The sequence below is a fragment of the Methylobacterium brachythecii genome, assembly GCF_014196345.1.
GTDB classification, from domain to species: Bacteria; Pseudomonadota; Alphaproteobacteria; order Rhizobiales; family Beijerinckiaceae; genus Methylobacterium; species Methylobacterium brachythecii.
In genome coordinates this window covers 466,607-478,789 of the sequence record NZ_JACIDN010000004.1, presented here as the reverse complement: position 1 = coordinate 478,789, position 12,183 = coordinate 466,607, and the positions used below count along the sequence as shown (strand labels likewise).

The following is a 12,183-nucleotide window of genomic DNA, read 5'->3' as shown; positions in this document are numbered from 1 at the left end:
GGGGAGCCGTCACCATGCCAAGCCTCGCCATCGACCCGCTGATTGCGCTCGGCGTCGTCCTCGCCACGGGCGTGACCGATGCCGCCTATGTCTTCTTCAACGCGGCGGTCACCGCGCGCCGTCGCATCCGGGCGGCGAACTGGAGCGCGATCTGGTACCTGCTCTCGGCCTTCGCCGTGATCAAATACACCGAGAACGCGTTCTACGTGCTGTTCGCGGCCATCGGCTCCTGGCTCGGCGCTTACGCGTCGGTGACATGGCTGGAGCGCCAACCTCACGTTCAGACCTTGCCGCATCGCTGAGCGAGCACACCTAACGCCTGTGGAAGCTCAACCATTCCACCGGGAGGCACAACGCTATGCACGTCACCATCGACCAGGCCGAGAAGGCCATCGAAGCCGCGCGTCAGAAGGCCGTCGAACTCGGCACGCAGATGTGCATCGCCGTCGTCGATTCCGGCGGCAACTTGAAGGCGTTCTACCGGATGGACGGCGCCTGGGTCGGCTCAATCGACATCGCCCATAAGAAGGCCAAGACGGCGGTTTTCTTCGGCATGAAGACCGGCGCCATCGGCGGCCTGTCGCAGCCCGGCGGCCCGCTCTACGGGATCGAGCACTCGAATGACGGGCTGATCACCTTCCCCGGCGGCATCCCGATCGTCGATACGGATGGCGAGATGTCGGGCGCCATCGGCGTCAGCGGCTCGTCGGTGGAGAACGATGACGCCGTTGCGCTGGCCGGAGCGAAGGTCATCGGCAATACCGAGCTGCCCGATCACCCCTGGCGGACCTGAGCCCGAGACGAAGGCGCCCCGGAATCGACCGGGGCGCCTTTGGGCTCTTACTTCGTGATCAGGCTCGCTATCCCGAGGTCCGGCAGCTTGTGCGTGATCTGGACGAAGCCGCCGTAGCGATCCGTCTCGAACTTGGTCGGGCTTGACGGGCTGAACGGGAACTGGGTTCGGCCGTTATCGGCATTCATCTTCCAGTAGCGACCGCCGACGCCGAGGCTGATCACCGGGCTCAGGTCGTATGAGACGATCCCCTGCAGGAAATAGCCGTCGCCGGTCCCGCTCTGCGGCAGCGGATTGATCGACGGCCGCAGCCAGTGGCGATCGTACCCGTCGAGATTGACCACCGGCAGGTAGGCGCCTTCGAGCGCGAGCTTGAAGCGGTCGTAGCGCACCTCGCCGGTGAGGCCGACGCGCATGGCGTTCCAATGCGCGTCCTCGCTGAGAACCTTGACGTTGGTCGGCACTTGGGCAGCGCCGCTGCAGGTGGCGGCGGCGCCGGCCTGACTGCAGCCGAAGCCGTTGGCCAGCTCCGAATAGTACTGGTAGCCTAGGAAGCCGCCGAGGCGGTAGTTGCTGCCGCGCAGGAAGGTGTAGCCGGCATCGATCGTCGCGTAGGCGATGTCGCCGTCCTTGATCTTCGACACCGCGTTCGAGGCGGTCGCGACGACCGGCGGGAAGTCGCGGTCGTTGAGCTTACCCGAATTCACGAAGCCCGATCCGAAGAAGCCCTTCAGGAACAGGCCCGACGGGTTGTGGTCGAGGCGCGCGAACGTCTCCGCCGAATGCGCGGAGAAGTTTCCGTAGTTTAGCGCCGAGTTGAGCTGGCCGGCATTGGCCGGGGAGCCGAGGCTGTAGCGGTGCGAGCCGGAGCTGTAGAAGTAGCGCTCGCCGGTCTCGAAATCCCAGGTCGTTGCGACCGGCGCGGCGGCGGTCGACGGGTGCAGGATGTCGTTGATGATGCTGAAGCCGGGCAGCACGTCGCCGATCTCGTTGCCGAGACGGTAGTTGAGGCCGATGCGCGCCAGGTATCCGTTCGTCTCGACCCGGTTGCCGTATGCGATGCCGGCGCCGTTCACGCCCAGCACGGTCCGATCGCCGAGGTCGTAGTATAGACCCTCGACCTTCACCGAGAGGCGCGAGGTGAAGGCCTGCTCGATGCCGGCACCGACCGCGTAGCCCAGGCGGAAATCCGTCTTCTGCGAGCCATACGGGCCCTGCGCCACACTGGAGCCATCAGCATCGACGCGCACCTCGCCGCCCGCGACGCCGCCGGTGGCGTAAACCAGGGTGTTGCCGAAGGCGTAGCCGAGGCGACCACGGATCGTGCTGAGCGAATCGAGGCGCTGACCGATGTGGAAGGTGCTCGGGCCGGAATTCCCGCCGCCCACCAGCGGAAACACGCCCTGCTGCAGAGCGTAACCGCGCAGGCGCGTGAACGAGATGTCGCCCTCGACGCCGAGAACCACGCCGGAGCCGAGCTGGTAGTTGTACCCGACGGCGCTTCCGGCGACGAAATCGCCCGAGTCCCGGCGCAATGACGGGACGGTTGCGCAGCCCGTTCCGCCGAGGCCGGCCGCCGGCGAGACGCAGACCGAGCGCCCGCCATCGTCGATCGTGCCGTAGCCCGCGAACAAGCCGCCATAATAGCCGCCCCAGGTGAACAGCGGCGGCGCGACGACGACCGGAGCCGTCCGCACCGGGAGATCGGCCGCGAATGCAGCCGCGCTCCATCCGACGAGGGGTAGTGCGAAGAGCGCGGCGCGCATGACGATCCTTGAAGTCTGCGCCCATCTTATGCGGCCAAGCTCGGACGAAGTCTGTCGCCTGCCCGCCACACAGGCTCGGCCATCATGGCTGCAGAGGGATTAAATCCCGATCGCGCCGGAGGCAGGTGAGGGGACGAGCCTCCGCAAGCCCAGCAACCGGCATTCGGCTTCGTCTTCCATGAGACGGGACATCGATCGCGCTTTGCCGGGCGAGACAGCCGGCATCCTCCGGGTGTGCTGTAACCAGCCGACCCGCGGCCCCGAAAAAACCAGCGGTTAAGCATGAGTGCGTATCACCGGTCTCACCACCCGGGTGAGGACAAGGAGCGCCGATGACCAGGGAGCAACTCGCCGCCGAGCTGAAGCGCATGGCCTCCTCGCAGGTCAGCGACATCACCCGCGCAGTGAAGGACGGCCACAAGACCATCGCTCTCAACGAGCTGGCCGACCTCGATCGTCAGCTCAAGGCACTGGCCACCGCGCTGAAGGCAAAACCGGTCGCGCGAGTCTGAGACGACGAAGAGCCGGCGCATGCCCTCGGGGATGCGCCGGCTCTTCCATGTCGGCGGATGCGATCACCAGCGCGGCGGCCCATCCCAGCGGTCGTAGGGAACGTCGGCCGGCGGCACGGGATGAGGCCGGTAGAAGCTCGGCCGGAATCGCGGAACGGGCCGTTCGTCGCAGATACGCACGCGCCGCTCGACCTCGTCGCCGAATGCGTCGATCCGGTGCTTGACGATGGTCCGGCAATCCTCAGGCGGAGGGCCGCCATAAGGACCGGCGGCAAAGCGCGGACCGTAGGCGGCCGGACGATGCGGCGGAGGCGGAGGCGGAGGCGGCAAATCATCCCCGATGGGCTCGTCGCGGTAGACCCGGCTCGGCTGCGGCTCGCTGCCGGGATAGGGCGGGTATGCGAAATCGGCGGCAAGCGCCGGGAGCGCGGTGGCGACCGCCAACGCGCCGAGGCCGAAACCAGCCAATCGCCGAACGACAGGGTGGGACATGGTCGAGTTTCCCGAAGGGTTGCCGGCAGCCGCGAGACGCGTCGCCGGTCCGGTCAGGATCATCGCCCGAGCCTCCTGAACCGGGCCATGCGGCCGGGCACGGCGAACGTTCAGATTGGGCCGTCAGTCGCGCGTGGACGCCGCCTTGTCTTCGACCTCGGGCGCGACCTGCCCGTAGTTGAGCACCGAGACGAGGGTCACGCCGCCAAGCACGTTGCCGAGAAGCGTCGGCACGAAGAAGCGCCAGAGGTAGTCGCCCATGCCGATCGCGCCGGTGGCGACGAGATAGAACGCGTCGACGGAGCCAGCGACGATGTGGGCGAGCCCGCACATCGCGACGAGCGAGGTCATCAGGATGATGATGAACGGCGCCGCCGAGCCCGTAGCGGGCAGGATCCAGACCATCAGGGCGATCAGCCAGCCGGCGAAAACGGCTTTGACCATGGTCGTCAGGAACGGGCTCTCGATGGTGTGGTGGCTGATCTCGGCGAAGGCCGCGTGGACTTCCGGCTTGAACGCATCGGTCTCGGCGAGCGCGTAGGCGATCACGAAGGTCGCCACCATGTTGGCGGCGAGCACGATCCCCCAGAGGCGCGCCACCCGCCAGAGATTGATGAGGCTGCGCTCGTGCAGCAGCGGCAGGATCGGCGTGACCGTATTCTCGGTGAAGAGCTGCTGGCGGCCGAGCACCACGATGAGGAAGCCGATGGAGTAGCCGAGGCTGGTGACGAGATCGGCCCAGGGCGCATCGGGCAGCTGGGACTTGAGGACCCCGGGCACGATCAGTGAGAAGCCCATGGTCAACCCCGCAGCGAAGGCGGAGAGCGTCAGCGCCACGGCGGTGCGGCGCAGCTCTTCCTCGCCCTCGGCGCGGATGATCTCGTGGAGCAGCAGAGCGTCGGGGCGATGAGCCTCCTCGACCTCCTCGTCGGTATCCCGGTGATTCTCAGCCGCGTCGCCGCGGTCCTTCTCGGTCATGGCGCCCTCGGGCTCGATTCGAGCCTGTGCAACGCCCGAGAACCGCGTCCCGTCGCAGCTCCCGCGCCGAAAGCTGACGAAGCGCTCTATCGAATCAGCACGACGCTGTTCGAGGCGGTGCTACCGGAGCCGCCGCCGCTGGCAGGACAGCTCACGTTGAAGACCGCGTCGTTGTAGTCGCGGTCGTCCGTCGGGCCGCCCATGTCGTTCCAGTAATAGGTGATCGTCTTGCCGGCCGACTGGCTGCAATTGACCGTCCCGTTGGTGGGCGGCGCGAGCGCGAGCGCACAGGACCCGTTGTTGATCCCGGCCGTCTTACCCGTGATCGTGGTCTGCAGGCTGCAGTTAAACAATTGCAGACCATAGGCCGCCGATGAAGGCGGGGTCAGGTGCGAATAGAAGAAGTGCGAGCTGCCCTGAGCGGCGCCGTAGCTGTTCTTGCCGTAGCCGGTGACGCCGCCGGTGACGTTCTTGAGGGCAAAGCCGATCTTCTGGCCAGTCCCAATGATGGCCGAGATGTCCTTCGACGTGCTGCCGCCGGTATTCGAGAAGAGCAGGTTCAGTGCCGAGGCGGGGGGGACGCTGTTGTCGCTCGGGACGACGTACCAGTAGATGCTGTTGGCATCGGCCGCGTTGCTGGCGAAGCTCGAGAGCGAGAAGTTCAGCTTGTAGCCGGCGGTACGGGCCTCGGAGACCACGCCGACGGCAGTAGCCTTGGTCATGAGTGCCATGAGCGAATTCTTAAGGGTCGCCTGCGCGGTCACGACGACACTGTTCACGCTGGCAGAACCTGATTTCGGCATCGCCGCATAGGTCACGCTTGAACCATACGGCACCCGGGTCATGGAATCGGCCATATAGCGTTGCGCCGTGGCTTGTGCCGCCGTGCTCGCCGAATCGGACGTGTAGACGATGGCCCCGGCCAGCGCGGCGGCATCGGCGGCCGACTGCAGTTCCGAACGCAGTTGAACCGCCCGCATCATGTCGAGTCCGGCTCCGGCGACGACGAGCAGCGGAATCGCCATCACGGCGTACCAAATCGCGAACATGCCACGCTGGTCTCGCCGGAATGCATGCAGTGCATCGCGACGAGCAAAGGGTCCGGACATGCGTGTCGCCTCAGGTTCCATACGTCACCGCCGTGCCAAGGCGCGGCCGCGACAAGGCAGTGCTGGCGAAGGTAACGTTCAGCGTCAGCGGGAAGGTGATGGGCGAGGTGTAGGTATAGCTCGCACTGACAACGATAGCGGTGTCGCCGGCGGCCTGCGTTACTGACGCCGCGGTGGTGGCCGCATTCGCGATCGCCGTGACGGCGCCGCAGCTCACATCGGTCCAGTCGATTTTCCGGACGTTGTTCGAATAGGTCACGCTCGCGATCGACGCCTTGAACGACGCGCTGGCGAGTGGCAGCAGCGAGAATTTTCCCGCCTTGCAAAAGTCTGCGATCTGGGTCGGCGTGACGCTGTCCTGCTGCGAGACCAGATCTGCCAGATTGCGCGTCGCCGCCACGGTCAGCATGCGGGCGCGCGCCAGCGCGAAGATCTGGAAGCTCCCGAGAATCGCGAACAGCATCGTCGGCAGAATCAGCGCGAACTCGACCGCGCCGACGCCGGATTGGTTCCGTCGAAAGCGTCTGACGAGGCCGCTCATCAGTAGCTCTCGCTCTGGAATGCAAGCGTGGTCAGGAGCGGGATGTTGCCGCCGAAACCTGCCGCCTGCAGTAGCTTGGAGACGAAGGCCGGCTTGTTGTACCCGATTTGAAGGAGAACTTCGGCACCCGAGCCGCCGGGGGTGAAGCCGGTCTTGCTGAGCGTCGTCGTCGTCGACGGCTTCGCGGGCGTCAGGCTTCCGAAGCTCGTCCCCGACTGCACGTAGAAGACGATGTTATTGCAAGGGATGAACGGCGAGGCCTTGGCGCAGATGGCTGCCTTGAAGGTATCGGACGTGACCGTTCCGACCCGGATCAGCCGGCTCGCATCGCGCGCCGCATTGTCGAGCGTGCTCAGCATGAACAGGCAGAGGCCGACCTCGATCCAGGCGAAGATCAGGATCAGGAAGACGGGCGTGATCAGCGCGATCTCGACAGCCGTGGCCGCCCGCTGATCGCGGAGGAAGCCGAGGCATTGCGGTCTGCGAAAACGGAGCACGGTGAGCGCCTGCAACGATGCGGGACGCCCGCCAAGTCACGGATATCCCTCACACCGTTGGTGAGCTTCGGCCGGTTAATGGCGGCTAAAATCCACCATCTCGATTACGAGACGTCAGGCCCAATACAGCGAGAAACTGTTTTGCATGGCATGAACAACGATAATCTCGCCGTATACAGCGGAAGCTTCACAGTTAGCGAGACGGCATTACCTCTTCAACGTTTCAAGCATCGCTTCAATCTCGACCCGCGCCGCAGCGACCGCCTCGGCATCGCGGCCGCGCACCACGATGCGGTTCGCGAAACCGCTCTGCGTCATCGAGGGATAGGAGCCGATCGAGACGCTGCCGTGCCGCGCGGCGATAGCCGAGAGGCCCGTCGCGAAGGCGCCCTCGGGCAAGCCGCCTGCCTCGATCGTTTCCGCGAGGACGGGAACTCCCTGCGAAAGTCCGGGTAGGACCGCATCGAGCATGGCGTTCATGATCTGCGGTACGCCGGCCATGACGAAGACGTTGCCGATGGAAAATCCTGGTGCCTTCGACACCGGGTTCGGGATCAGGTCGGCCCCGTGCGGGATGCGCGCCATGCGCAGCCGTGCCTCGTTGAGATCCTCGGGCTTGTGCCGCTCCAGCAGCATGGCCCTAGCCCGCGCGTCGACGTCGATGCCGACCTCGAAAGCGGCCGCGACGCTGTCGGCGGTGATGTCGTCATGGGTGGGGCCAATCCCTCCGGTGGTGAAGAGATAGGTGTAGCGTGCGCGCAGCGCGTTCACCGCCGATACAATCTCGCTCGCCTCGTCCGGCACGACGCGGACCTCGCGCAGGTCGATGCCGATCTCGGTGAGCCGCTCGGCGATGGAGCCGATGTTCTTGTCTTTGGTGCGCCCCGACAGGATCTCGTCACCGATGACGAGCACGGCGGCAGTGACGGGGGCGATCGGTTCGGGCATGGGCGCTCTGAAGCGGAGGAGGCGGACAGAGCGTGGCAAGTAGCGCGCCCGTGGCTAGGAGCCAGCACCGGTGCTACGCGGCGCGATGCGTTTTCCAAATCCCCTGATCGAGGCGCGGCTGGTCCAGCGCTACAAGCGCTTCCTCGCCGACGTGGTGCTGGCCGACGGCACGGCCGTCACCGCCCATTGCGCCAATCCCGGCGCCATGCTCGGGCTGAACGCATCGGGCAGCCGCGTGCTGCTCTCGATCTCCGACAGCAAGACGCGGAAGCTTCCGCATTCTTGGGAGTTGGTGGAGGCGGACCTGCCGGGCGGCCCGCAATGGGTCGGCATCAACACGATGCGCCCGAATGCCCTGGTAGCGGAGGGCTTCGCTGCCGGGGCGCTGGCGCCGCTCGCGGGCTACACGACGCTTCGGCCGGAGGTCGCCTACGGCCGGGCCAGCCGCGTCGACTTCCTCGCCACGGGGGAGGGGATGCCGCCCTGCCATGTCGAGGTGAAGAACTGCCACCTGATGCGGCAACCGGGCCTCGCCGAATTTCCCGATTGCAAGGCCGCACGCAGTGCCCGGCACATGGCCGAGCTCGCCGACGTCGTCGCGGCCGGCGGGAGGGCGATGCTGATCGTGGTGGCGCAGATGCAGGCACAAGCCTTCGACGTCGCCCGCGACATCGATCCCGCCTTCGACCGCGCGTTCCGCGCGGCGCGGGCGGCGGGCGTCGAGGTCCACGCCTATCGCTGCCGGATCACTCCAGAGGAGGTCACGATCGCCGACGCGATCCCGGTGGTGACGCCCGCCTGATCAGGCCCGTTCGAACAGCAGGTTCAGCCGGGTCGTGGCGAGACGGCGGTAGCCGTATTTCTCCAGAAGCCCGGGCAGGTCGAGATGCCACTGCTCGGTGCCATTCTCGACGATGAGCAACTTCGGCAGCAGGCTCTCGGGTGCCTCGCGCAGGAACGGTTCGAGGATCAGGTCCTCGGCGCCCTCCACATCCAGCTTGATCGCGTCGATGCGCTCGATCCCTTCCGAGTGGCACAGGCCGAGCAACGTCACGGCCGGCACCTTGATCTCGGCACCCTGGTTGGTGCCGACGATCTTGACGCTCGACTCGCCTTGGTTGCGCAGGTCGATGAACAGCGTCAGCTCGCCGGCTTTATCGGCGACCGCGCAGGCCACCGCCTTGATGGTGCCGTAGGGGTTCTGACCGATATTGTAGATCAGCTTGTCGAACACGTCGGGCTGCGGCTCGACGGCGAGGATCTTGGCCTTCGGTCCCGCGAAGGCCCCGACGAAGAGCGAGTAGGCGCCGATATTGGCGCCGATATCTAGGAAAATGCCGTTCTGCGGCATGCGCGCCTTCAGGATCTGCCGCTCCTCGGAATCGAAGAACTGAGGTGTGAACAGCACCTTCTTCTCGCAATTGTTGCCGTAGGGGTGCAGCCGCATGCGCGCGCCGTAGCGCTCGACGTCGAGCGGCTTGCCGCGCAGCAGCGAGATCGCGATCCGCCGCAGCAGGAGCGCTGTGCGGCGCCCGCGCCAGCTTCCCTCGGGAAGCGTCTGCGTATGCGCCGCGATCCGGGCAACGAGCCCGGTGGGAATGTAGGTGCCGTAAGGCTGCGTATCCTTCATGCAGGTTGCTGATGCCAGCCCGATCGGTCCGCGGCAAGTCGGCGCCAAACAGCCGCGCGCGCTTTGCTTTTTGCGGGAAGCCGCGCCAAGAGACCGGAAAACGAGGATCGCGAACCCGTGCAGACCTTCGATTCCGACGGCGTGACAATTGCCTACATCGACGTTCCGGCGAAAGCGGGAGCGGGAGCGGGCGATCCCATCCTGCTTGTCCACGGCTTCGCCTCGACCCATGCCGTGAACTGGGTGAACACCCTGTGGGTCCGCACGCTGACGGAGGCCGGCTACCGGGTCGTCGCGCTCGACAACCGCGGCCATGGCGAGAGCCAGAAGCTCTACGATCCCGAGGCCTACCGGACCGACGTGATGGCCGGGGATTCGCTTCGCCTGCTCGATCATCTCGGCATCGAGCATGCCGACGTGATGGGCTACTCGATGGGCGCGCGGATCAGCGCCATTCTCGCGCTCGATCATCCGGAGCGCGTGCGCTCGCTGCTGATGGGCGGCCTCGGCCTCTACATGGTCGACGGCAAGGGCGGCCTGCCGGACGGCATCGCCGAGGCGCTGGAGGCCCCTCCCGGCACGCCCGCGCCGAACCCGACGGCAGCCGCGTTCCGGGCCTTCGCCGAGCAGACGAAAAGCGACCTACGCGCGCTCGCCGCCTGCATCCGCTGCTCGCGCCAACGCCTGTCGCGCGCCGAACTGGCCTTGATCGAGACGCCGACGCTCGTCTCGGTGGGCACCCTCGACACCATCGCCGGCTCCGGTCCGGGCCTCGCCGCGCTGATGCCGAACGCGACCTCGCTCGAACTGCCGAACCGCGACCACAGCAGCGCCGTCGGCGACCGGCTTCACCGACAGGGCGTGCTCGACTTCCTCAAGCAGCGCGCCTGATCGATCGGGCGAGCCGGCATCGGCCATTGATCGATGCGTACCGATGGTGTTTGCCTGACCCGGCAACGGCTCTTCTGCCCGGCTGAGGTGGTTCGGGAAGCCGGGGAAAGGCTCCCGTCACCCACGGTTATGGACGAAGCCGACCGGTCGAGAGGGGGATGCGGACGATGGCGAGAGCAATCCTGAGACTGGCGTTCGTCGGCCTCCTCGGTTCGGTCTTACTGGGAAATAACGTGGTGTCAGCCGAATTACCCAAGATCGCCGTGGTCGCGACCGGCGGCACGATCGCCATGAAGCTCGACCCCACGACCCATGCGCCTGTCCCCGCCTTGTCCGGTGAGGACCTCGTGTCTGCGGTGCCGAAACTGAAGGACATCGCCACCATCGCGGTGACCGAGTTCAGCAACGTTCCCAGTGACTACATGGGGCCGGACCGTTGGCCGGCCCTGTCGCGCAAGGTGGACGAGATCCTGGCCGATCCGGCGATCCGGGGTGTCATCGTCCTGCACGGCACCGACACGCTCGACCAGACCGCCTATTTCCTCGATCTGACGGTGAAGAGCGACAAGCCGGTCGTGCTGGTCGGGGCTCAGCGCAACGCGTCCGACGTCGATGCGGATGGCCCTCGCAATCTCCTCAACGCGGCGCGCCAAATTCTCGCCGATGGATCGATCGGTGCCGGCGTGACCGTCACCCTCAATCACCGCATCAACGCCGCCCGCGAGGTGCGCAAGACTCACACCAGCAACGTCGAGACCTTCAATTCCGGCGATTCGGGCATTCTGGGCTACGTGGACGAGGACCGCGTCGTCTTCAGCCGCAAGTCGCTGAGGCGGCAGACACTGCCGCTTCCCGACCGGATGCCGCGGGTCGATCTCGTGTCGATGTATGCCGGCGCCGACGGCAGCCAGGTCCGCCACGCAGCCGAGTCGGGCGCCGAGGCGATCGTGGTCGAGGCCTATGGCTGGGGCAACATGAACGCGGAGATGCACGACGCGATCGCCGACGTGATCGCCAAAGGCGTCCCGGTCATCGTCGCCACGAAGGTCTACGATGGCCGCGCGCTGCCGGTCTACGGCTTCAAGGGCGGCGGCAACACGTTGCTCAAGGCCGGCGCCGTGTTCGCGGGCGATCTCACCCCGGACAAGGCGCGCATCCTGACCCTCGTCGCCCTACCTGCGACGAAGGACCGGGCGGCCCTGCAGAAGCTTTTCGACAAATAGCTGCCGAGGTAGGCGGCCCCGTCGGATCAACTCTGCATGGGCTATGAAAGCCGCACCGCTGGGTATGAGCCGATCTCCGCGAGCACCATCGGAAAGCAGTATGCACCGATGTCCTTCGAAATCAGTCTCCACGACAATTAGTCTGCGGCTAATTAAATAGAACGGCGCCTGCAATGACACCGGCTCTGCCGCCCTCCACAACCGGAGGACGGTCTGAACCGGAGAGAGCCAGTGCTGCGAACGCTTCGTCCTTGCGTGTCCTTCGGCCTCGTCTTTGCGCTTCTCGGCGGGAGTGCCCTGGCCGAAGCGTTGCCGATGCAGCCGGTCCTCACCCTGGACGCCGCGCGAGCGATCGTTCGCGCAGCGCAGGCGAAGGCGCAGGCCGAGCGCTGGCCATGCGTCATCGCGGTGGTCGATAGCGGCGGCCAGCCCATCCTGATGGAGCGCATGGACGATGCCGCCGTGCCGGCCGGAGTCGAACTCGCGCCCGGCAAAGCGCGGACGGCAGCCCTGTTCCGTCGGCCCAGCGGAGCGCTCGAAGACGCGATCAACGGACAGCGCCCGGCCGTCCTGTCGGCCCGTGGCTTCGTGCTGATGCGCGGCGGCCTGCCGATCAGCGTCAACGGTCGGATCGTCGGCGCGATCGGCGTCTCCGCCGACACCCCCGATCATGACGAGGTGATCGCCAAGGCCGGCATCGCCGCCCTCGTACCGTGAGCGTCGCACGATGAGCCAGGCCCCCGCACACGCCGCAGATCGAGCCGCGGATTCGTCGCCCCATGGCGTCGTGATCCGGAGATCGC

At 66.3% G+C, this 12,183-nt stretch carries 15 protein-coding genes; 7 read left to right on the top strand and 8 right to left on the bottom strand.

Annotation, left to right across the window (positions count from 1 at the left end; translation table 11 throughout):
* Positions 1-14: 14 nt before the first annotated feature.
* Positions 15-302 carry a hypothetical protein gene (locus GGR33_RS13490; RefSeq protein ID WP_183505936.1) on the top strand — a complete coding sequence of 96 codons (288 nt, stop codon included), beginning with the start codon at positions 15-17 and terminating at the stop codon, positions 300-302.
* 56 nt (positions 303-358) lie between these two features.
* Entirely contained in the window at positions 359-793 is a 435-nt protein-coding gene (locus tag GGR33_RS13485; protein WP_183505934.1) for a GlcG/HbpS family heme-binding protein, read from the top strand.
* Between the two features lie 47 nt (positions 794-840).
* Here GGR33_RS13485 and GGR33_RS13480 read toward each other — a convergent pair whose 3' ends face one another.
* Complete coding sequence (locus tag GGR33_RS13480) at positions 841-2,559, bottom strand: outer membrane beta-barrel protein (RefSeq protein WP_183505932.1); 1,719 nt, start codon at positions 2,557-2,559, stop codon at positions 841-843.
* A gap of 332 nt (positions 2,560-2,891) precedes the next feature.
* Here GGR33_RS13480 and GGR33_RS13475 point away from each other — a divergent pair, with 332 nt between their 5' ends.
* Complete coding sequence (locus GGR33_RS13475; protein WP_183505930.1) at positions 2,892-3,071, top strand: hypothetical protein; 180 nt, start codon at positions 2,892-2,894, stop codon at positions 3,069-3,071.
* Between the two features lie 63 nt (positions 3,072-3,134).
* On the opposite strand, the gene GGR33_RS13470 is transcribed toward GGR33_RS13475, so the two are convergent.
* The 6 genes from GGR33_RS13470 to GGR33_RS13445 all read right to left on the bottom strand — a co-directional run bounded on the left by GGR33_RS13470 (position 3,135) and on the right by GGR33_RS13445 (position 7,636).
* Entirely contained in the window at positions 3,135-3,626 is a 492-nt protein-coding gene (locus GGR33_RS13470; protein WP_183505928.1) for a hypothetical protein, read from the bottom strand.
* Positions 3,627-3,686: 60 nt separating this feature from the next.
* Positions 3,687-4,541: a formate/nitrite transporter family protein gene (locus GGR33_RS13465; protein WP_183505926.1), complete on the bottom strand. Its 855-nt coding sequence runs from the start codon at positions 4,539-4,541 to the stop codon at positions 3,687-3,689.
* An 86-nt stretch (positions 4,542-4,627) separates the two neighbouring features.
* Positions 4,628-5,671: a TadE/TadG family type IV pilus assembly protein gene (locus tag GGR33_RS13460; protein WP_183505924.1), complete on the bottom strand. Its 1,044-nt coding sequence runs from the start codon at positions 5,669-5,671 to the stop codon at positions 4,628-4,630.
* Complete coding sequence (locus GGR33_RS13455; protein WP_183505922.1) at positions 5,661-6,191, bottom strand: TadE/TadG family type IV pilus assembly protein; 531 nt, start codon at positions 6,189-6,191, stop codon at positions 5,661-5,663. Before GGR33_RS13455 ends, GGR33_RS13460 begins: the two co-directional genes overlap by 11 nt.
* Positions 6,191-6,688: a TadE/TadG family type IV pilus assembly protein gene (locus GGR33_RS13450; RefSeq protein WP_183505920.1), complete on the bottom strand. Its 498-nt coding sequence runs from the start codon at positions 6,686-6,688 to the stop codon at positions 6,191-6,193. The genes GGR33_RS13455 and GGR33_RS13450 overlap by 1 nt, the downstream gene beginning before the upstream one ends.
* A gap of 207 nt (positions 6,689-6,895) precedes the next feature.
* Positions 6,896-7,636: a competence/damage-inducible protein A gene (locus tag GGR33_RS13445; protein WP_183505918.1), complete on the bottom strand. Its 741-nt coding sequence runs from the start codon at positions 7,634-7,636 to the stop codon at positions 6,896-6,898.
* A gap of 85 nt (positions 7,637-7,721) precedes the next feature.
* Here GGR33_RS13445 and sfsA point away from each other — a divergent pair, with 85 nt between their 5' ends.
* Positions 7,722-8,438 carry a DNA/RNA nuclease SfsA gene (gene sfsA, locus GGR33_RS13440; RefSeq protein ID WP_183505916.1) on the top strand — a complete coding sequence of 239 codons (717 nt, stop codon included), beginning with the start codon at positions 7,722-7,724 and terminating at the stop codon, positions 8,436-8,438.
* On the opposite strand, the gene GGR33_RS13435 is transcribed toward sfsA, so the two are convergent.
* Positions 8,439-9,266: an FkbM family methyltransferase gene (locus GGR33_RS13435; protein ID WP_183505914.1), complete on the bottom strand. Its 828-nt coding sequence runs from the start codon at positions 9,264-9,266 to the stop codon at positions 8,439-8,441.
* A gap of 117 nt (positions 9,267-9,383) precedes the next feature.
* Between GGR33_RS13435 and GGR33_RS13430 the strand changes: the two genes are divergently transcribed.
* The 3 genes from GGR33_RS13430 to GGR33_RS13420 all read left to right on the top strand — a co-directional run bounded on the left by GGR33_RS13430 (position 9,384) and on the right by GGR33_RS13420 (position 12,097).
* Positions 9,384-10,157: an alpha/beta fold hydrolase gene (locus tag GGR33_RS13430; RefSeq protein WP_183505912.1), complete on the top strand. Its 774-nt coding sequence runs from the start codon at positions 9,384-9,386 to the stop codon at positions 10,155-10,157.
* 236 nt (positions 10,158-10,393) lie between these two features.
* Positions 10,394-11,380 carry an asparaginase gene (locus GGR33_RS13425; protein ID WP_284211917.1) on the top strand — a complete coding sequence of 329 codons (987 nt, stop codon included), beginning with the start codon at positions 10,394-10,396 and terminating at the stop codon, positions 11,378-11,380.
* A gap of 231 nt (positions 11,381-11,611) precedes the next feature.
* A complete protein-coding gene (locus tag GGR33_RS13420; protein ID WP_284211916.1) occupies positions 11,612-12,097 on the top strand; it encodes a GlcG/HbpS family heme-binding protein in 486 nt (161 codons plus the stop codon).
* Positions 12,098-12,183 lie beyond the last annotated feature (86 nt).